The organism is Methylobacterium sp. Leaf85, assembly GCF_001422125.1.
GTDB classification, from domain to species: domain Bacteria; phylum Pseudomonadota; class Alphaproteobacteria; order Rhizobiales; family Beijerinckiaceae; genus Methylobacterium; species Methylobacterium bullatum.
Genome location: NZ_LMME01000006.1, coordinates 49,122 through 67,723, shown reverse-complemented (window position 1 = coordinate 67,723; position 18,602 = coordinate 49,122). Strand labels below are relative to the sequence as shown.

The window sequence follows — 18,602 nt, the reverse complement described above, 5'->3', positions numbered from 1 at the left end:
CCGTTAACACGGCCAGCTTTGGGTCGCGATAGGAGACGGACTTGTCACCCAACGCTTGGCATCACCAGGACATCCTGGCTGCGGTCCGAAAGGCGGGGAAATCCCTGCGTCGGCTTTCCGAGGAAGCAGGATTTCGACCGTCTACGGTCCAGGCCTCGCTGTACCGCCGGCATCCTCGCGCAAATCAGGTTATCGCCGAGTTTCTAGGCGTGAGCCGCCATGAGATTTGGCCGCACTGGTACGGGAAGAACGACAAGCCGCTGAGCCTGCCGCCACGCGTGAATAGCCGCAGGCGGGCAGCCTGATGCGCGCCTCTTATCCCACGTCCTCCGCGATGCTGCCGATCGCAGAGATCTGCGACGCCGGACGGCTCCGTGACGTCGATCCTTCCTGGGTTGAAGCGCTCGCGGCGGCCATGGATGCCGCCGGGCAAGAGCAGCCCATCGTCGTTCGGGCGGCTCCCGAGGAAGAGCAGCGTGATCAGCCCTATGCTCTAGTCATTGGCGGTCACCGGCTTGCCGCGGCTCGGCTTCTGGGCTGGGCCGAGATCAGAGCCGAAATCCGAGATTACACTGCGCTTCAGGCGCGTCTTGCCGAGGTGGATGAAAACCTCATCCGGCATGAGCTGAACGCCCTCGATCGTGCGCTGTTCTTCGCAGAGCGCCGCCGGGTGTGGGATCAGCTTCATCCCGAAGCTTCACACGGCGGAGACCGCAAGTCACAGAAGGCAAAGGCAAATATCAAGTTGCAAGGTTTGCAACTTGATGCGGGCCGCTTCACTGAGGAGGCCGCAGCGCGATGCGGCTTCAGCCCGAGGACGGTTTACGCCTCCCTTCAGCTCGCCCAGGCACTAGCTCCGGCGGCGATCGCCGCGATCCGCGGCACTCCCCTGGCCCGCAACGGCTCCGAGCTTCAGCGCTTGGCCGCAGAGCCGGTTGATCGCCAGGAGGTGCTTGCGGACATGGTCATCAAGGGTCTCGCGCCCTCGGTGAGCAAGGCGAAGATCCAGATCGGCATGGCGCCGACAGGCGAGGACGACCCTCAGGAGGCACTCTATCGCCACCTCGTCGCCAACTGGGAGCGCGCGAGCAAAGAGGTTCGGCGCCGCTTCATGGCGCATGCCGATCTCGTTGAGGCTGTGCCGGCAAAGGTGAAGCGCGAGCGCGGTGCGAAGGCTGCTGCGGTTGAAGCTGCCGGCGATGCTCCGGATCCTCGGCAGATCGACATCGAGGACGAGATCGCCGCCCAGCAAGCTGGGGGCCGTCGATGAAGATGTGGCTCACAGCTGCCGAAATCGCGGCGCTCGGCCTTCCAGGTCTTCCGACCTCGAAGCGCAACATCAACGAAATGGCCGAGCGTGAGGGCTGGTCGCAGCGCCGGGGTCTTTCCCGCGCCCGGACCGGCTCCGGCGGCGGTATCGAGTATCACCTCGATCTCCTTCCCCCCCAGGTTCGCAAGGCCTACGTGGCCCGGTTCGCCGGGCAGGCTGTGCCTGTTGAAGTTGCTGCAGCAGCCGAGGCCGAGGCCGGCGCCGTGCGGCTACGCGACGATGCGGCAGAGGCTCGTGATGCACGTTTGGCGCTTCTGGCGGCTGCGGACAGCATCAAATCGGACGCACGGCTGCCGCGCGGCCATGCGGACGCGATCTTCGTCCGCGATTATGTCAGCGGTCGGATTTCCGTGCCCGACTGGGTCAGAGCATCAGCCCCCAAGCTGACTGTTCGCACTCTTCAGCGCTGGCGTGCCGCAGCTCGCGAAGGCCGCACCGTCAGCTTGGCGGTCGACCGTGGCGCAGCTCGCCGGGGATCTGGTGTTCTGGACAGCGCCAATGATGGCGAAGTCCGCATCTTCATCCTGGCGCTGATCACCCGGCAGCCGCATCTCTCGGCTGACCACGTCCGGGCAATGCTCCTGGGGCGGTTCGGACCGACCGTCCAGGTCGTCCGTGCTGGTGGCGTGGTCGAGACGGTTCCGCTTCCTCCTATCCGCACCATTCAAGACGCGTTGAAGCGCTGGCGCACGACAGACCGCGCGCTGCTCACCGCGATGACCAATCCGGACAGCTTCAAGAGCCGGTATCGGGTCGCTGGGTCTAACTCGGACCGTAGCGTCACCCGGCTCAACGAACTTTGGCAGATCGACGCCTCGCCCATGGACGCCTTGTGCGTGGACGGGCGCCATTCGGTGTACGTGGCGATCGACATCTATTCGCGCCGGTTGGTGGTCTACGTCTCTCGCACCCCTCGGGCCGAGGCGGTCGGCCTCATGTTGCGTAGGGCAATCCTCGCCTGGGGCGTTCCGGAGCGGATCAAGACGGACAACGGCTCGGATTTCACCGCGAAATCCATTCAGCGCCTCATGGCGTCCCTCGGGATCGAGAAGGAGCTGTCACCGGCCTTTACCCCCGAAGCCAAGGCTCATGTGGAGCGGGCGATCGGCACGTTCCAGCGGGACTTTGCGCCGCTGCTTCCAGGCTTCGTCGGGCACAGCGTCGCCGATCGCAAGGTAATCGAGGCGCGGCGCGCCTTCTCCGCCCGCCTTGGCAAAAACGATGACGCGAAGGCCTTTCAGGTCGATCTGACCGGCGCGGATCTGCAAGGCTACTGCGATCGCTGGGCTGCGGATCGGTATCAGCACGCCCCGCATGCCGGGTTAGGTGGCCGGAGCCCCTTCGAGGCCGCCGCCAGCTATCGCGGCGCCATCCGGCAGATCGAAGACGAGCGCGCCCTCGACATCCTCCTGGCCGCTGTCGCCGGAAAGGACGGTGTTCGCACGGTCGGCAAGCAGGGGCTGCGGATCGACGGCTCCCTGTACCTCGCCACCGGTGTGTTCCCCGGCACTCAGGTGCTGGTGAGGATGGACCCGGCGGACCTGGGCCGGGCCATGCTCTTCGACGTGGACGGTTCGGCCTACCTCGGCGAGGCGATCTGTCCCGAGATCATGGGCGTGAACCCGATGGAGGCCCTTGCCCTGGCAAAGGCTGCCCAGAAGGAAACGATCGCCACGCGAAGCGCCGAAATTCGCCGCGAGGCCCGCAAGATCAAGCCTCGGGACATGGTGGAGACGATCCTCGGGCAAGCCGCCACGAAGGCCGGCAACCTCGTCACGTTCCCCCGCCCTCAGGAAGCGCACTCCACCGTCGAGATCGAGGCAGCGAGCGCCGCCGTCCGATCCTCGGAGCCGGCCGCGCCGGTGCCGCAGGGAGGGAATGCCGCCGCCACGCGCCTTCGTGCGGAGATCGAGGCGGACTGCGCTCCCGAGAGCAACGTCCAGCCCCTCCGCCGGACCGAAACCCCTCAACAGCGCTTCAAGCGCGCCCTGGAAATCCAGGCGCGGATCGATGCCGGCCAGCAGGTCGAGCCCGACGAGGTGAAGTGGCTCGGCCGGTACGAGGCCGGCTCTGAATTCGCGACCTTTTCGGACGCGTACCAGGACTTTGGCGAGGCCGCTCTGCGGTAGCGCCCAAGAAAAAGCCCCGGCGCAAAGACCGGGGCGAGAAGTTTGAACAGGAGACATCATGGACAACAACGGCACCGCCCACAAGGCCGTCAGTTACGCCGCCCTCAAGAACGTCATCTCGATGATGGGCTTGGTTAAGAAACTACAGTCTCGCGGCCCTCATCTACCCAACATCGGCGTCATGTCGGGCTTCTCCGGCTACGGAAAGTCCTGGGCATCCATCTACGCCCAGAACAAGACGCGCGCCGTCAGGGTCGAGGTCGGCGACAGCTGGACCCGGAAGACTTTCATCCGGGCGATCCTCCGCGAACTCGGCGTCACCGATCCTCGCGGTACGGTCGCCGATATGGCGGAGCGCGCCATCGAGCTGCTGGGCGAGAATTTCACCCGGCCCCTCATGATCGACGAGGCGGACAAGCTCGTCGACAAGGGCATGATCGAGCTGGTTCGCGAACTGGCCGAATACAGCCAGGCGCCGGTCGTCCTCATCGGCGAAGAGGCTCTGCCGACCAAGCTCCTCAAGCACGAGCGCGTGCATAACCGGGTGCTCGACTGGGTTCTGGCCGAGCCATGCGACCTGGAAGACACCAAGAAGCTCGCGACCATCTACGTGCCGGCCGTAAAGATCGAGGACCGGCTTCTCGACCGGGTCCGAGAGTACAGCGACGGTCGCGCCCGACGCGTCGTTACGAACCTCGATCAGATCGGCGAATGGGCGCGCAACCACGGCGTCGATGCTGTTGGCGACGACTATGATGGCCAGATCTACACCGGGAAACCGCCGGCACCGCGCGGTGGCGGCCTTCGCTTTGGGAAGGCTGCATAATGGCCGCCCCCGCTTCCCTCGCCCGCGCCGGCAGCCATCAGGCGTTCTGGTCGCGCATGCGTGCGCTCTCCCGCATCCATGGCGGGTTCACGATCAGCGACATCAGCGATCCCTTCAAGGGTTCGACGCAGCGCCTCGTGCGCGGCTACATCCTCGCCTGCGCGAAAGCCCATGTGATCGAGGCTGTGGGCACCCGGAAGAGCCCGCTCAATCGCGTCACACGGGTCTACCGGGTTAACGTTACCAATTCGTTAGACCCGATCGCCAAGGCCTGTGCTTTGCCGGCCCAGCCAGGGCCGGTCCAGACACAGATCTGGACGGCCATGCGGGGCATGGGTTCTTTCCGCACCCGCGACCTCGCCTTGCAGGCCTCGACGGATGACATCTCCGTCAGCACGGGCGCGGCCAGAGACTACGCTCGCGCTCTGATCAAGGCTGGCTACCTCCAGGAGGTTCACGCCGCAGAAGGCCGCGCCAGCGCCGTTCTCAGGCTGAAGCCGGGCATGAATACCGGCCCTCGCCCGCCGGCCGTTCTCAGCCAGGGCGGCGTTCTCGATCGCAACCGCAACGTCGTGTTCGGCTCGGGGGATCGCTCATGATCCGCCCTGGCAAAATCACGATGGTCGAGAAGGCACGGGCGGCATGGGGCGAGAACGCCCCGGCCGAGGTGATCGCTCTCGCAGATTACGCTGATCGCAGGACCGGCGTGGCCGCAGCGAAGGCGCTGGGGCTCTCTCCGAGCCTCGTCAGCCACGTCATCGCCAATGGCTACACCGGCGACGTTCCGACCGTCTTCGCCCGGATCCGAGGGGCGATGATGGGCGAGGCAGTCCAGTGCCCCGTGCTCGGCGAGATCGGCCGGGACAGCTGCATCGCCGAACAGCGCAAGCCCTTTTCAGCCAGCTCCGCAGCTCGTGCCCGCGTCTTCCGCGCGTGCCGCTCCGGCTGTCCTCACTCCGATTTCAAGGAGGCTTGAATGATCCCGTTGTCCTTCGAGGATGCGATGGCGGTGGCCAGGCGCATCCATTCGACCCCTGAGGCCGGCCTTTCACGGGCGGTCACCGGGCTCTCGCTCAACGCGATCGTGTCGCTGGTCATCCTCGCCGTCCAGCTCGACGCGATCGCCCAGGCTTCGGCCGCCTACGCGACAGGCCATCCCGACCTCGACCGCTACGCGGCCCTGCAGGAGCTGCTGCTCGCTGCCGGATATCTCCCCCTCCCCACCACCACCGCAATCCAGGAGGCCGACCGTGGCCAGGGCTAAGACGAAGGCAGCCGACATCGACCTCAAGGTGCCGCAAAGCGACGCCGAGGCTGAGCAAATGATCGCCAAGGTCGGGGCGGTCCAACGTGATCGATTAGAGGCTCAGACCAGGCACGACGCCCAGGTCGCGGCCTTGGAGACTGCGCACGCCGAAACAGTGAGGGCGTCGCAGACCGTGGAAGACACCCTGGTCAAGGGCTTGTCCGTTTGGGCTTCGGCTCATCGTGAACGCCTTACCGCCGGCGGCAAGACGAAGACCGTCCAGATGGCGAGCGGTATCATCCTGTGGCGCGAAGGCCGCTACTCGGTGAAGCACGGCAAGTTGAAGATCGAGGACGTCGTCGCTGCCGTCCGCGAGAGATCCCTCGCCGTCTCGCTTCAGATGTCCGACGCCAAGAAAGAGGGGCGGAAGGACGAATACTCCGCGCTTCGTGATGAGCTGGGCACCCTCAACGGTTTCCTGCGTGCCAAGGTCGAAATCGACAAGGGCGCCATGCTCGCGGCTCGAACCATCGCCGAGAAGGTTCCGGGGGTGTCGGTCTCGCGCGCATCCGAGGAATTCGCCGTCGAGCCGACAGCCTCCCAAATCCGCGAGGTGGCGTGATGTCGAGCGCTCTCATCGAACGGCTCATCGCCGCCCTCACAGACTGCCCGTGCTGCAGATCCGACGTGCGCGTGACGAACACACCGGACGACGGCATCCCGGATCACTGCATCCTGGAGAAAGTGTTCGACTGCGGCGCGGCCGTCTTCGTCACGAATTCCGGAGACTACGAGGCGGGCCAGGCCTGCCCCGATCCTCTCGATGGCGCGCTCCTGCAGCTCCAGGAAGAGGTCATGGAAGCGGCCGAAGACGAGGACGTCGCGTCATGATCTCGCGCATCCTCCTCATCACCCTCGAATGGCTGGCGATCTCCGGCGCCACCATCGCCGCCGCCGTGGCCGTCCAGGACGGTCCGGCCTGGACGATGGTCGCCGCCTGCCTTTGCGCCCTGATCGGCGCTCAGCTGCGCGCCATCGCCACTCGGCGCGCGATGACCCAACACACTGACGCCATGCTGGGCACCCTGCGCGGCGTCTCCCATGGCGCCCGCAGCTCGGGAGGCCGGTGATGGGCATCTTCGCCGAGCTGGGCCAGGCGCTGGCCGTCGCCGCGCGGATCCGCGTGGCCATCCTCGACCGGAACGACGGCACGGAAATCACCGGCCACGTCGTCGGCGAGATCTCAGAGACGCATGTGCGCCTCCGCGCCGATGACGGTCTCATGTTCGAGGTCGCCAAGGCGGCCCTGCGCATCCTCGATCCGATGGAGGTGGCATCGTGACCTTGCCCGGCCTCACCGAAACCCAACAGCGGGCCTTCGACTTCATTCGGAGCGAAGTCGCCGCCGGCCGCCTCGCCCCGACCCTTCAGGAGCTTGCGGACCATCTCGGGCTCCGCGCGAAGAGCGGTGCTCACCGGATCGTCGCCGAGCTGAAGGCGAAGGGGCATCTGCGACGGTCTCCGGGAAGAAAGCGCGCGATCGTCATCTCGGCGGACGCCATGATGTACGCCGTCCGCCTGCCCAACGACGTCAATCGGCGCCTGCATGATCACATCGCGGCATGGGCGGCGACGCCCGAGGCCGTGATCGTGACGGCGGTCACCGAATACCTCGCGAGGCAGCCATGAGCGCCGCCCGCATCCTTCCGGAGCAGATCCGAACCATCCACGCGATCAAGACGCGGACGCGCCTCGACGAGGCCTCCTACCGCGCCATGCTCCAGGGCTTCGGCGTCTCCTCGTCGAAATTCCTGACGGCGGCCGACGCGGACCGTCTGCTCAAGCGCCTGCGGGACATTCCAGGCGCTTCAACGCCCGTTCAAGGGCGCGGCCGGACCAAAGCGCAGGGCAAGTATGCCCCGAAGCTGCAGGCCATGTGGCTGGCGCTCTACAACCTCGGCGAGGTCGAGGATCGCCGCGACAGCGCCATGCACGCCTTCATCGAGCGGCAGACCAGCCTGTCGCACACGCGGTTCCTGCAGGACGCGACCGACGCCGCCAGGGCGATCGAGGCTTTGAAGGGATGGCTGATCCGCGTCGGCGTGCGGTGGCCAGTCCCGAAGCCCGGCACGCCGGCCGTCGAGACCATCCTCATGATGAAGCGCGAGATCCTGCGCCGGCAGTGGCTCCGCTGCATCGAGCTCGGCGCGGTCGAGCCCTTCGGTCCGCCCGAGCACTGTGAGGGCCTGCAGGATTACGTCTCCCGGATCGTGCGCGGCGGCTCGCGCCGGGTCGGCGCTCTCGACGATCCGTCCCTCACCCCGGCCGAGCTAGACGAGGCCGCCAAGGCGCTCGGCGGAAAGCTCCGGAAGGCCCTGGAAAACCGGAAGGCTTTGGAAACCTCCGGAAAGGCGGAGGTGCGTCATGCCGGCTGAGGCCCACGCTCCCGCCCCGTGGCGGCACCCTGTGTTCCATGAGATGCGCCAGCGGATCGAGGAGTTGGAGGAAGAGAACCGCCAGCTCCGCGATGCCCTGGTGCCGGTGGCTTGGCTGCCGCGAGCATGGCGCCTGTCGCCGGCGGAGACGCGCCTCGTCGTGGCGCTCGCGCAGGCGGAGGGGCCTCTCACTCACAACCGTGCCCGGCTTGCCGCCGGATCTATCGACCGTACCCCCAGCGAAGAAACCATGGAGGTCCACGTCTCGCGGGCTCGGACCAAGCTCCGGCCTCTCGGTATTCAGATCATCAACGTTCGGGCTGTGGGCCTCGTCATCTCTGCGGAGGGCCGCGCGATCGTTCGGCAGGGGATCGAGGCCGTCGCATCAGGAAGGCTCACCTGATGGCTAAGAAGCTCTTCACGCCACCGCCGGCGCCCAGCGATCTGCCGATCTGCTTCCACCCCGGCTGCCGCGAGCGCGCGCCCTACGGCTTTGGCTGCACTCTGAGGAGCTTCGGCCAGCACTACTGCGGGAAGCATCGGCCAAACCAGCCGAGCTTCGTCGCCGACGAACCGCAGGCAGCGGAGGTCCGCCGTGGCAGCTGAATTCATCTGCCTCGAGTGCGGCGAGCCCATCGTCATCGTCAATGCCAATGAGCCGCCGGAATTCCGGCTCTGCGCGCTGTGCCTTACCCAGCCGGGCTGGTTCCGCGATCCGCACGCGCGAGCGGCGATCGCTCCTCACCATGACGGTCGCGAGGCCTGGGAGCGGGAGGTGCGGACATGATCCGGGTCGCGCCGCTCGACCTGCCCGACCCCTTCGATCCGACCTGCTGGCCGGTGGAGGCGCCGATCGCGGAGGCCAGCTACCTCCACCTGTCGGATCGGTTCGACGTCTACGCCATCGTAGACCCAGAGGATTATGCCTGGGCTCGCGCCTTCAAATGGTGCCACACCTACGGATCAGGCGAGATGGCCGAAGTTGCCGAGGGCGTGTTCGCCATTGCCCGGCCCGACCACATGTACGCGCGCCGGTGTGTCGGCGGGCAGACCATCTACCTGCATCGAGAGATCCTGACGCGCCGCGATGGGCGGCCTCGGATCAAGCGCGCTGTCGGCGACCATAAGAACGGCCGGACGCTCGATTGCCGCCGCCAGAATTTGCGCTGGGCCACGCCCTCGCAGAACGCCCGCAACATCGCCGGATCGAAGACGCGAGCCCGCTTTCTCAAAGCAATGGGTGCGTCATGAGCCAGGCTGTTCGCGTGTGTGAAACCATCCGCGCCCGAAGGGGCGGGGGTCAGGGTGTTGGAAGCACCCTGAACCGCGAGAGGACGCCTCGCATGACCATGAGCGGCCGTTCCCACGGCCATCCCGCCACCGCCGCGGCGGTGGGAGCAACATCAAGCGAGAGCATGGAAAAGACCTTAACGCCGGGCTCGAAGCTCGGCGATATTTGGCTGTTGGGCGCGCATCGCCTCGTTTGCGGCGATGCCACCGACCCGGCAGCTGTCGCCCTCGCACTCAACGGCGAGGTGCCGAACCTGATGGCGACCGACCCGCCCTATGGGGTGAATTACGAGCCCGACTGGCGGGAGATGATGGGGGCGGGCAAGGCAGGCCGCGCTCTCGGAGTTGTGCTTAACGACGATCAGGCGGACTGGCGCGCCGCCTGGATGCTCTTCCCCGGCAACATCGCCTACGTCTGGCATGGTGCTCTCAACGGCAGCCTGGTGGAGGCCAGCCTGCGGGCGGCTGGCTTCGTACCGCGTTCCCAGATCATCTGGGACAAAGGCCGCCTCATCATCAGCCGGGGACACTACCACTGGCGCCACGAGCCATGCTGGTACGCGGTGCGGAAAGGGAAAACGGCCAACTGGCAGGGCGACCGACGTCAGGTGACGGTGTGGGCCATTCCTCACCGCAAATCGGAGAGCGGGCACAGCACGCAGAAGCCGGTGGAGGTGATGCGTCGCGCGATGCTCAATCACACCGTCGTCGGCGATCGTGTCTACGATCCCTTCCTCGGCTCGGGCACGACGATCCTCGCCGCCGAGGAGCTGGGCCGGATCTGCCACGCCATCGAGCTTTCACCGGAATACTGCGACCTCGCAGTGCGGCGGTGGAGCGAGATGACCGGCCGCCAGGCCTCCCACGTCTCGGCCGGAGGTGCCCTCTGATGACGGGTGCCGCCTATTACATTCCCCTCGACGAGCTGGCGGACGTGATCGGCGACGTTGCCGCTCTCCGGCTCGTGGCGGCGATGGGCGGCACCCGCTTTTATGTTCGTGCTGATATCCGAGAGGATAGCCCCATCGTTGCTGCAATCGGGATGGAGGCGGCGACCGTGCTGGCGAAGCACATTGCCACCGGCATCGGCGGGCTTGCTGTCGAGATCCCGCGCGGCCCATCCAATTTCATGGCTGAATATCGTCGGCGGCTCTTGGACTTGGCGGCCACGCCGGGCTTGACCGAAGCGCAGATCGCGCAGGAAATGAAGGTACACGGACGCACCGTCCGTCGCGCCCGTGCCAAACTCCGTGAAGACGTGGACAGCGATCAAGGCAACCTCTTCTAGGAGAGGACACCGGTCCGGGGGACGCTAAACCCGGCACACGGCTAATATGCCGGACAGCCTGTCCGGGGTACGCAATACCTGATCTCGACGCATCGTCCCTGCATCACGCGGGACTGGATGCATGGCCTTGAACGACCTTTCGACCTCGGAGAATGGCAAGCAGTTCCTTTCCGGCTGGGAAGGCGTTGTGCTGAAGGCCTACCCCGATCCGGGGACCGGCGGGAAACCCTGGACCATCGGCATCGGCCATACCTCGGCGGCCGGCAGCCCCGTGGTCGTTAAGGGGATGACGATCACCCGAGCGGTGGCATTCGAGATCTTGAGCCGCGACCTGGTCGGCTTCGAGAGCGCCGTGCGCAAAGCGGTAAAGGTGCCGCTGAACCAAAATCAGTTCGATGCCCTCGTCTCGCTGTGCTTCAACATCGGACCCGGCAACTTCAACAACAGCAGCGTCGTCCGCCTGCTCAACGCCGGTAAGACGTTCGAGGCTGGGGCCGCTTTCCTGCTGTGGAACAAGGCCGCCGGCCGGATCATGTCTGGTCTGGTCAACCGTCGCTCGGCCGAGCGCACGCTCTTCGAGACGAAAGCTTACGGCGCCGCTGTCCTGCCCGCTGCGGACGAAGCCGTTGGCGTCGTTCTGCGCCGCGGCTCGCTGCATCCCGAGGGCGTGCGCGCTCTCCAAACCGACCTCGTGGCGCTCGGCCTGCTGCCATACGCTGACATGGTGGACGGAGATTTCGGGCCTGCAACGGACCAGGCCGTCCGGAAATTCCAGGGTAGCGCCGGCCTCACGGTGGACGGTCGCGTCGGCCCCGCCACGCGCTCCGCCATGGCGGCCGCGCTCACCAAGGCCAAGGCGCCAATCGCCGTGGCGATGTTCCCCCTGCGCGGCCAGGCCTTCGACCTTCCCATCGCCGCCTGAGGGCGGTCACCACCGGAGACGATCATGCGGCAGGATACTGAAACCCAGGGGCTGGAAGGCACCAAGCCCTTCTGGATGTCGAAGACGATGTGGGGCGCCGGGCTGGGCGTGGCCGGCATGATCGTCGGCGTCGCCGGCTACCAGATCGACCCGGCAACTCAGCAGATCCTGATCGACCAGTCCTACGCCGCGGTGGTGGCTGTCTTCGCCCTTGGCTCCACCGTCCTCACCATCGTCGGCCGGTTCAAGGCCTCCAAGGCCGTCACGGCGAAGAAGGGCTGACAGGCACATGAAGCGCGTTGCTGAAGCGACGGTGACGCCGCTCGTCCGGTTCGTCGAGTGGCTGTTCGGTCCCCATGCTCCGGGCATCGATCTACTGCTGGGGCTGTTCGCGGCGGCCTGGGGCGGTCTGATGTTGACGCGCCCTCATGTCTTCGACCGCGGGGCCTTCGTGGGCCTGTCCTGGATGCCCGACGCGTACTGGCTGGGCTTCTTCGCCGTCTTGACGGCGCTCCACGCTCTCGGCTTCTTCCGCCTTTGGCTGAGGTCCGTCCGGGTTGCCGCGTGCCTCCTGTCGGCCTGGATCTGGATCACGGTTCCGGTGAGCCTCTACCGGATCGAGCTCACGACCGGCGTCCTGATCTACCCGATCATCGGGTGCGCGGCCTTGTGCGGGGCGCTCTACCTCTCGGGGCAGCCTCGGAAGGTCGGCTAGGTGGACAAGTCCGTCGAGAGCGTCCTTCGCATCATCGAAGGCACGGGTCCGCCCGGAGCCTACATCGCAGCCGCGATCGTCGGGCTCGTCTTGGCGATCATCGTGTTCGCGAAGACCGCCAACCTGTTCGACGGCACCCGGTCGGATCAGCAGAAGACGGGGTTCCTGGATCGCGTCATCGCCCAGTACGACAAGCTCGTCCTCGCCCAGGATGAGCTTCATAAGGACGTCGAGCGGATCGAGGCGGAGAACGACGACTTGAAGGACCGCCAGCGCGAGTTGCTGACGAGCCTTGAGTTGCTCCGCATCCAGCTCCGCCGGGCCATCGATCTGCTCACCGCCGTTCGCGACGGCCGCCTGCATCCGGACGATATCGACGCCGAGCTGGCGGAGCTGGTGAAATGACGGACCCGTGGATCGCCGTGGCGGTCGGTATTGGCGTCCTGTCCGTGTTCCTGCTCGGCCTATTGGTCCCGCGCAGGCAGCGCACCGTGCGGGCTCCGATCACCGACGCGAAGCTGGATGCGATCCATTCGCGCCTGGCGACGCTGGAGACGAAGCAAAACCAGAACGATCACGACGTGCGCAACATCCGCATGTCGATGCAGTCGATGCCGACGAAGGACAGCCTCAACCAGGTGCGCCTGGAGGTCGCTGGCCTCACCGGCAAGGTCGACGGGATGCACGACACGCTCACGACGAACGGTCACTCCCTCCGGCGGATCGAAGACTTCCTGATCAACGCTGCCCTCCCCCACATCGCCGGCAAAGGCTTAGAGGCCCCGAAATGACCACCGCCTCCTTTTCCCGTCACGTCGAGGAAGATGCTCGGCTCATCATCCTGCGCGAACTCTACATCCAGTCGAACGGCAGCCTTCACGACGGGCTGCTGGAGACGGTGCTTCAGAGCTTCGGTCACAACCGGTCCCGCGACTGGGTGAAGACGCAGATCCGCAAGATGGAGGAGTTGGGAGCGGTCCGGGCAACCGAGGCTGGCAGCGTCCTCATCGCGCAGATCACGGCCGCCGGCGTCGATCACGTCCTGCGGCGCGGTCGGATCGAGGGGATCAAGCAGCCCTCGCTGGGGGTCTGAAATGGCCGAGCGCCGTCGCCTCTCGTCGATCGACATGCTGCCGGAGGAGGCGGCCGACGATATCGTCTGGGCGACCCAGCAGCTCGCCCAGCGTACCCGCACTCAACAGGACATCCTTTTCGAGCTGAACGATCGCCTGGAGGCAAAGGGGATCGAGGGCGTCTCGAAGTCCGCCTTCTCCCGCCACTCGGTGAACCGCGCCGCCGCCCAGCGCCGGATGCAGGAGGCGCGCGCCATGTTCGAGGGCGTGTCGAGCCAGTTCACGGCCGCCGACGTTGACGAGAACACCATCATCCTCGGCGAGTTCATCAAGACGCTCATCATCGAGCTTGCCGGCGACGGCGCAGGCGTGAAGACACCGAAGGACGCCATGGAGCTGGCCCGAGCCTTCCAGTCGACCGTGTCCGCGCAGAAGATTTCCAGCGACCGCCGTCAGAAGGTCGAAGCCGAAATGCAGGCTCGGCTGGAGAAGGCGACGGATACCGCGATCGATGCGGTCGCCCAGGAGAAGGGTCTCTCCGGCGACACGGTGCGCGGGATCAAAGAGCGCATCCTCGGCCTCAAGCTGCCTAAGCCGGCCGCGCCATGAGCGCCCCTGTTCGCGATGAGGATTTCCGGGTCGGCCGCGCGATCTCGGAACAGGAATGGGCGCACCTTCGCCGCGAGAGCCTGATCGGCCTGCCGTCCGAGCTGGACCCGAGCGATCCGGATATCTTCATGGCCTACCAGCGTCGTCTCTTGGAGACGACGGCGGTCAACCAGGTCACCGTCTGCCCAAAGTCCCGACGCGTCGGAGCTACCTGGGGCGTCGGCGCCGACGCGGTGCTGACCTCGGCCGCAGCGCGCGATGCCAGAGGAATGGATACCCTCTACATCGGCTATAATCTGGACATGGCACGCGAGTTCATCGACGTGTGCGCGATGTGGGCGGTGGCCTTCTCGCAGGCGGCCACGGCTGTTGGCGAGTTCCTGTTCGACGACGTCAACGAGCGCGATCCAGCCGACACTAAGCACATCCAGGCGTTCCGCATCCGCTTCGCCTCCGGCTTCGAGATCACGGCGCTCTCGTCCCGGCCGCGCTCGCTTCGTGGTCGCCAGGGCTACGTCATCATCGACGAGGCCGCGTTCCACGATGACCTTGAAGGGCTGTTGAAGGCCGCCTTCGCCCTGCTGATCTGGGGCGGCAAGGTGCTCGTGATCTCATCCCACAACGGCGAGGGAAACCCGTTCAACCGCCTCGTTGAGGACGTCCGTGCCGGGAGACGGCCCTATGCCCTGGTGGAGGTCGATTTCGACCAGGCGCTCCAGGATGGCCTCTATCGACGGGTCTGCCTGCGCAAGGGCGAGGAGTGGTCTCCCGAGGGCGAGGCGGCCTGGCGCGCCGAGATCATCGCCATCTACGGCGACGGCGCCGACGAAGAGCTGTTCGTCATCCCGTCCGAGGGGACCGGTTTCTGGCTCCTGCCGGCGGTGATCGAGGCGTGCATGCGCCGGGACATCCCGGTCCACCGCTGGGAGATGCCCGCTGCATTCGCGTATCAGCCGGAGGAAGAGCGCGAAGCCCTCGCTCGGTCGTGGTGCGAGACCGTCATCGGTCCGTCCCTGGAACGGCTTGACCCGCGCTACCCAAGCTTCTTCGGACAAGATTTCGGGCGCGTGTCCGACCTGACCGACATCTGGCCCATCCAGATCCTGCCGGGGATGATCCGCGAAACCCCCTTCCTGGTAGAGCTGCGCAACATCCCCTTCGCCCAGCAATTCCAGATCCTGTGCTGGATCATCGACCGGCTTCCCAGGTTCTGCGGAGGCGCCATGGATGCCGGCGGCAACGGTGCCGCCCAGGCGGAGTATGCGGCCCAGAAGTACGGGCCCGGCCGCATCGCCCAGATCAAGTTCTCGATCGACTGGTACCGCGAGAACATGCCCAAGTTGAAGGACGCACTGGAGCGGCGCGGCATGTCGCTTCCGGCGGACCCAGACGTCTCCGGCGATTTTAAGCTGGTCAAGATCATCGACGGCATCGCCCGCGTTCCACGCACCCGAACCGTCGAGAAGGGCGAGGGTGCCTCCGAGGGTAAGACGAAGCGTCGGCATGGTGACGCGGCCATCGCGGCGGCCCTGGCGTATTTCGCCTCGCTGATGCCGGTGGTGGAATACGCCTATCGCTCGGCGCCCCGCAGTCAGGGCGACGATGAGCGTATGCAGCGGCGGTCGAGCGATTACGACGACGATCGCCCTGATCCCCTCGCCCGTCGCCCGCTTGGCGCCCGGCTCAGAGGAAGCCTTTGACCATGGCAGTCCCCCAGATCCTCGGACCCGATGGCCAGCCGGCCCGCCGCGAGGTGCTCACCCGCGAGGTGGCCGGCCCGACCTTGAGCGGCGTCCGGTCCGTTCTATCTGGCTATCCCTCGGACGGCCTCACGCCGGGGCGCGTCGCCGCCATCATGCGCGAGGCGGATCAGGGCCTGCCCCTGCGCTACCTCGAGCTGGCCGAGATCGTCGAGGAGCGCGACCTCCATTATCTCGGCGTGCTCGGCACCCGGAAGCGCTCGGTGGCGCAGCTGCCGATCCAGGTCGATGCCGCGTCGGACGATCCGCTCGATGTCGAGAAGGCGGACATGATCCGCAACTGGCTCCTGCGCGACGAGTTGCAGGACGAGCTGTTCGACGTCCTCGACGCCATCGGCAAGGGCGTGTCCTACACCGAGATCATCTGGGACACGTCCATGGGGATGTGGCAGCCAGAGCGCCTGGAATGGCGCGATCCCCGGTGGTTCACCTTCGATCTCGTGGACGGCCGCACGCCGCTCCTGCGCACGGATACCGGCGACGTGCCGTTGCCGGCTGCCAAGTTCATCACGGCGCAGATCAAGGCCAAGTCCGGCCTACCGATCCGCTCCGGCATCGCCCGGCTCGCGTGCTGGAACTGGATGTTCAAGAGCTTCACGCTCCGGGACTGGGCGATCTTCACGCAGACCTATGGCCAACCGATCCGGGTCGGCAAGTATGGCCCTGATGCTTCCGAAGCGCAGAAGGACATCCTCTACACGGCGGTCGCGAACATCGCCGGCGACTGCGCTGCCGTCATCCCCAACACGATGATGATCGAGTTCATCGAGCTCAAGAACAGCAACGCCAGCGCAGACCTCTACTTGAAGCGCGCCGACTGGCTCGATCAGCAAACCTCCAAGGGCGTGCTCGGCCAGACCGCCACAACGGACGCGATCGCCGGCGGCCATGCGGTCGGCCAGGAGCACCGCCAGGTCCAGGCGGATATCGAGCGCGCCGACGCGAAGGCGACCTCCGCCGTCCTCAACCGCCAGCTCGTCCGCCCGTGGATCGACCTCCAGTACGGCGCCGGCACCACGAAGTCCTATCCGCGCCTGCGCATCGGCCGCGAGGACGTGAAGGATATCCAGGCGACCGTTACGGCCCTGAAGGAACTCGTCCCCTTCGGCCTCCGGGTCCAGATATCCGATGTGGCCGACATGCTGGGCTTCCCCGATCCCGACGCCGGCGCCGACGTTCTCACGCCGCCGGCGGCCCCGGCCCCGCCTGTCCTGCCGCCTGGTGCGCCCCCGGCCGGACCGATCCCCGTGGCCCTTCAAGCCGCCTTCAACGCCGCCGCAACCCCGGCTGGCGACGCGGTGGACGTGTCGATCGATGCGATCCTGGCAGACGAGGGTTGGGAGGCGTTGGTCGCGCCGATGATCGCGGGCCTGGAGCCGAAGCTCGCCGCCGCCACCTCGATCGAGGACGCCACGCGGATCCTCGCGCTGCATTTTCAGGGCATGGGCGTGGATGCCCTGGCGGAGAAGCTCGCCCAGGCCGCGTTCTCGGCGCGCCTGGCGGGCGAGGCCGACGAGCGCCTCACGGATAAGGTCTGATCCATGGCGCAGCCGACGCTGACGCCGCTTCCTCCTGCCGAAGCCGTCGCCGCCCTCCAGCGCCGTGGTGGCCGCCTCGATCCGACCTTCTCCTGGCAGGATGCCTGGGAGGCCGAGCACGCCACGATGTTCACGGTGGCGAAGTCGGCCGGCTTCGACATCTTGAAGGATATCCATGCCGGCCTCGTGGAGGCCTTGGCGGAAGGGCGGACGTTTCAGGACTTCGCCAAGGATCTCCGGCCGGTCCTGGAGAAGAAGGGTTGGTGGGGCCGTCAGCAGGTGACGGACCCGGCCACGGGCGAGATCCAGGAGCGCACCCTCGGATCGCCTCGGCGCCTGAAGACGATCTTCGAGGCCAACATGCGGGTCTCCTACGCCGCGGGGCACTGGGCGAAGTTCGAGCGCACCAAGGCGACGAGGCCAGTCCTGCGCTACGTCTCGCTGCTGTTCGGGAAGGATCGCCGGAAACAGCACATCGTCCGTCACAACCTCGCCCTCCCGGTCGACGACGCCTACTGGGACACCTGGGCGCCGCCATGCGGCTATGGCTGCGAATGCACGCTGCAGAGCCTCTCCCTGCGCGACGTCGAGCGCATGAAGGGCGAGCTGAAGTTCACGCCGCCGGCGGAAACCTACCGCAACTTCGTCAACTCCCGCACCGGCCAGATCACGAGGGTGCCGGACGGCATCGATCCGGGCTGGGGCTACAATCCCGGTAAGGCCGGCTGGCGCGCCTCGACGGTGGCGGACAAGCTGATCGACGCGCCGCCGGAGCTAGCGGCGGCGGCAACGGCATCGCCGGCATGGCCCGCCCGTGCTCTGGCCACCGAATTCGAGACCTGGTTCGATCTGGCCTCGACCGGCAAGCCGCTCGACCGCTCGACCTACATCGTCGGGGCGATCCGCCAGGACGTGCTCGATGCGCTGGCGCAGCGTGGCGTCACGCCTTCGTCCGGGGCGATCTCAGTCGACGGCGGCACCGTGGGTCACATGGTGCGCGATGCCAAGGCCAGCGCCGGCAAGGCCGTGCCGCTGGATCTCCTGCGCACGCTCCCGCTCACCCTGGACACCGCGAAGGCAGTCCTGCGCGATCTGCGGGACGGTGCCCTGCTCTACGTCTTCGACGTGCCGAGCGATCCGAGACTGGGGAAGATCGTCATCAAGCTCGACTTCCCGGTGAAGGTCCGGCCAGCCGGGGGTCGGAAGACCACGATCCAGATCAACGCCATCCGGACCGCCGGCCTGGTCAGCACGGCGGATCTCTCGGACATCAAGACATACGAAGTCTTGTCGGGAGCTTTGTGATGGTGCGGCCGTCGAGGGGGTACGCCACCTTCCCCGTAACAGCAGCCCGCTCGAAAGCGGGACGCCAAGCTGGACCTGCGAATTTCCCAGCTGCCACGACGACCGCGTAGCCAATATCGGGGGTCTCCGCGCCGGC

The 18,602-nt window shown here is 66.5% G+C and carries 29 protein-coding genes; all 29 read left to right on the top strand.

Translation table 11 applies throughout. From position 1 onward, the window contains the following. The first annotated feature begins 41 nt into the window (after positions 1-41). A complete protein-coding gene (locus tag ASF08_RS26170) occupies positions 42-305 on the top strand; it encodes a helix-turn-helix domain-containing protein (RefSeq protein ID WP_082473093.1) in 264 nt (87 codons plus the stop codon). Continuing rightward, positions 305-1,270, top strand: a complete 966-nt coding sequence (locus ASF08_RS06330; RefSeq protein ID WP_082473092.1) for a ParB/RepB/Spo0J family partition protein — start codon at positions 305-307, stop codon at positions 1,268-1,270. Before ASF08_RS26170 ends, ASF08_RS06330 begins: the two co-directional genes overlap by 1 nt. Next, entirely contained in the window at positions 1,267-3,459 is a 2,193-nt protein-coding gene (locus tag ASF08_RS06325) for a DDE-type integrase/transposase/recombinase (protein ID WP_056142774.1), read from the top strand. Before ASF08_RS06330 ends, ASF08_RS06325 begins: the two co-directional genes overlap by 4 nt. A 58-nt stretch (positions 3,460-3,517) precedes the next feature. Next, a complete protein-coding gene (locus ASF08_RS06320) occupies positions 3,518-4,285 on the top strand; it encodes an AAA family ATPase (protein ID WP_056142771.1) in 768 nt (255 codons plus the stop codon). Next, positions 4,285-4,884 (top strand): hypothetical protein, encoded by a 600-nt coding sequence (locus ASF08_RS06315; RefSeq protein ID WP_056142768.1) that lies wholly within the window; start codon positions 4,285-4,287, stop codon positions 4,882-4,884. The genes ASF08_RS06320 and ASF08_RS06315 overlap by 1 nt, the downstream gene beginning before the upstream one ends. Continuing rightward, complete coding sequence (locus ASF08_RS06310) at positions 4,881-5,261, top strand: hypothetical protein (RefSeq protein WP_056142765.1); 381 nt, start codon at positions 4,881-4,883, stop codon at positions 5,259-5,261. The genes ASF08_RS06315 and ASF08_RS06310 overlap by 4 nt, the downstream gene beginning before the upstream one ends. Next, positions 5,262-5,549, top strand: coding sequence for an NUDIX hydrolase N-terminal domain-containing protein (locus ASF08_RS24595; protein ID WP_056142758.1), 288 nt, complete (start codon positions 5,262-5,264; stop codon positions 5,547-5,549). Beyond that, entirely contained in the window at positions 5,536-6,153 is a 618-nt protein-coding gene (locus ASF08_RS06300) for a host-nuclease inhibitor Gam family protein (protein WP_056142755.1), read from the top strand. The genes ASF08_RS24595 and ASF08_RS06300 overlap by 14 nt, the downstream gene beginning before the upstream one ends. Next, complete coding sequence (locus ASF08_RS06295) at positions 6,153-6,422, top strand: hypothetical protein (RefSeq protein WP_056142753.1); 270 nt, start codon at positions 6,153-6,155, stop codon at positions 6,420-6,422. Before ASF08_RS06300 ends, ASF08_RS06295 begins: the two co-directional genes overlap by 1 nt. Beyond that, positions 6,419-6,661: a hypothetical protein gene (locus ASF08_RS06290; protein WP_056142751.1), complete on the top strand. Its 243-nt coding sequence runs from the start codon at positions 6,419-6,421 to the stop codon at positions 6,659-6,661. Before ASF08_RS06295 ends, ASF08_RS06290 begins: the two co-directional genes overlap by 4 nt. Then, entirely contained in the window at positions 6,661-6,873 is a 213-nt protein-coding gene (locus ASF08_RS06285) for a hypothetical protein (RefSeq protein WP_056142749.1), read from the top strand. The genes ASF08_RS06290 and ASF08_RS06285 overlap by 1 nt, the downstream gene beginning before the upstream one ends. Beyond that, positions 6,870-7,220 (top strand): LexA family protein, encoded by a 351-nt coding sequence (locus tag ASF08_RS06280; RefSeq protein WP_056142747.1) that lies wholly within the window; start codon positions 6,870-6,872, stop codon positions 7,218-7,220. Before ASF08_RS06285 ends, ASF08_RS06280 begins: the two co-directional genes overlap by 4 nt. Further along, the gene (locus tag ASF08_RS06275; protein ID WP_056142744.1) at positions 7,217-7,966 is read left to right on the top strand and encodes a regulatory protein GemA; all 750 of its coding nucleotides are present in this window, start codon (positions 7,217-7,219) and stop codon (positions 7,964-7,966) included. Before ASF08_RS06280 ends, ASF08_RS06275 begins: the two co-directional genes overlap by 4 nt. Next, positions 7,956-8,369 (top strand): helix-turn-helix domain-containing protein, encoded by a 414-nt coding sequence (locus tag ASF08_RS06270; protein ID WP_056142741.1) that lies wholly within the window; start codon positions 7,956-7,958, stop codon positions 8,367-8,369. The genes ASF08_RS06275 and ASF08_RS06270 overlap by 11 nt, the downstream gene beginning before the upstream one ends. Continuing rightward, positions 8,369-8,572: a hypothetical protein gene (locus tag ASF08_RS06265; protein ID WP_056142739.1), complete on the top strand. Its 204-nt coding sequence runs from the start codon at positions 8,369-8,371 to the stop codon at positions 8,570-8,572. Before ASF08_RS06270 ends, ASF08_RS06265 begins: the two co-directional genes overlap by 1 nt. After that, positions 8,562-8,753: a hypothetical protein gene (locus tag ASF08_RS06260; protein ID WP_056142736.1), complete on the top strand. Its 192-nt coding sequence runs from the start codon at positions 8,562-8,564 to the stop codon at positions 8,751-8,753. Before ASF08_RS06265 ends, ASF08_RS06260 begins: the two co-directional genes overlap by 11 nt. After that, positions 8,750-9,217, top strand: coding sequence for an HNH endonuclease (locus ASF08_RS06255; protein WP_056142733.1), 468 nt, complete (start codon positions 8,750-8,752; stop codon positions 9,215-9,217). The genes ASF08_RS06260 and ASF08_RS06255 overlap by 4 nt, the downstream gene beginning before the upstream one ends. A gap of 164 nt (positions 9,218-9,381) precedes the next feature. Then, entirely contained in the window at positions 9,382-10,146 is a 765-nt protein-coding gene (locus tag ASF08_RS06250; RefSeq protein ID WP_056142731.1) for a DNA-methyltransferase, read from the top strand. Next, entirely contained in the window at positions 10,146-10,544 is a 399-nt protein-coding gene (locus ASF08_RS06245) for a hypothetical protein (RefSeq protein WP_056142728.1), read from the top strand. Before ASF08_RS06250 ends, ASF08_RS06245 begins: the two co-directional genes overlap by 1 nt. Positions 10,545-10,665: 121 nt before the next feature. After that, positions 10,666-11,466, top strand: a complete 801-nt coding sequence (locus ASF08_RS23805) for a glycoside hydrolase family protein (protein ID WP_082473087.1) — start codon at positions 10,666-10,668, stop codon at positions 11,464-11,466. Between the two features lie 24 nt (positions 11,467-11,490). After that, complete coding sequence (locus ASF08_RS06235) at positions 11,491-11,748, top strand: hypothetical protein (RefSeq protein WP_056142727.1); 258 nt, start codon at positions 11,491-11,493, stop codon at positions 11,746-11,748. 7 nt (positions 11,749-11,755) lie between these two features. Further along, on the top strand, positions 11,756-12,181 hold the full coding sequence (locus ASF08_RS06230) for a hypothetical protein (protein ID WP_056142725.1): 426 nt from the start codon (positions 11,756-11,758) through the stop codon (positions 12,179-12,181). Next, the gene (locus ASF08_RS06225) at positions 12,182-12,586 is read left to right on the top strand and encodes a hypothetical protein (protein ID WP_056142722.1); all 405 of its coding nucleotides are present in this window, start codon (positions 12,182-12,184) and stop codon (positions 12,584-12,586) included. It begins immediately after the preceding gene. Further along, a complete protein-coding gene (locus ASF08_RS06220) occupies positions 12,583-12,972 on the top strand; it encodes a DUF2730 family protein (protein ID WP_056142720.1) in 390 nt (129 codons plus the stop codon). The genes ASF08_RS06225 and ASF08_RS06220 overlap by 4 nt, the downstream gene beginning before the upstream one ends. Further along, positions 12,969-13,274, top strand: coding sequence for a VpaChn25_0724 family phage protein (locus ASF08_RS06215; RefSeq protein ID WP_056142716.1), 306 nt, complete (start codon positions 12,969-12,971; stop codon positions 13,272-13,274). Before ASF08_RS06220 ends, ASF08_RS06215 begins: the two co-directional genes overlap by 4 nt. A 1-nt stretch (position 13,275) precedes the next feature. Further along, a complete protein-coding gene (locus ASF08_RS06210; protein ID WP_056142713.1) occupies positions 13,276-13,863 on the top strand; it encodes a phage protein Gp27 family protein in 588 nt (195 codons plus the stop codon). After that, entirely contained in the window at positions 13,860-15,563 is a 1,704-nt protein-coding gene (locus ASF08_RS06205; protein WP_056142710.1) for a hypothetical protein, read from the top strand. Before ASF08_RS06210 ends, ASF08_RS06205 begins: the two co-directional genes overlap by 4 nt. 2 nt (positions 15,564-15,565) lie before the next feature. Further along, positions 15,566-17,161: a DUF935 domain-containing protein gene (locus ASF08_RS06200; protein ID WP_056142707.1), complete on the top strand. Its 1,596-nt coding sequence runs from the start codon at positions 15,566-15,568 to the stop codon at positions 17,159-17,161. Between the two features lie 3 nt (positions 17,162-17,164). Beyond that, a complete protein-coding gene (locus tag ASF08_RS06195) occupies positions 17,165-18,466 on the top strand; it encodes a phage head morphogenesis protein (protein WP_056142705.1) in 1,302 nt (433 codons plus the stop codon). The last annotated feature ends 136 nt before the right edge of the window (positions 18,467-18,602 follow it).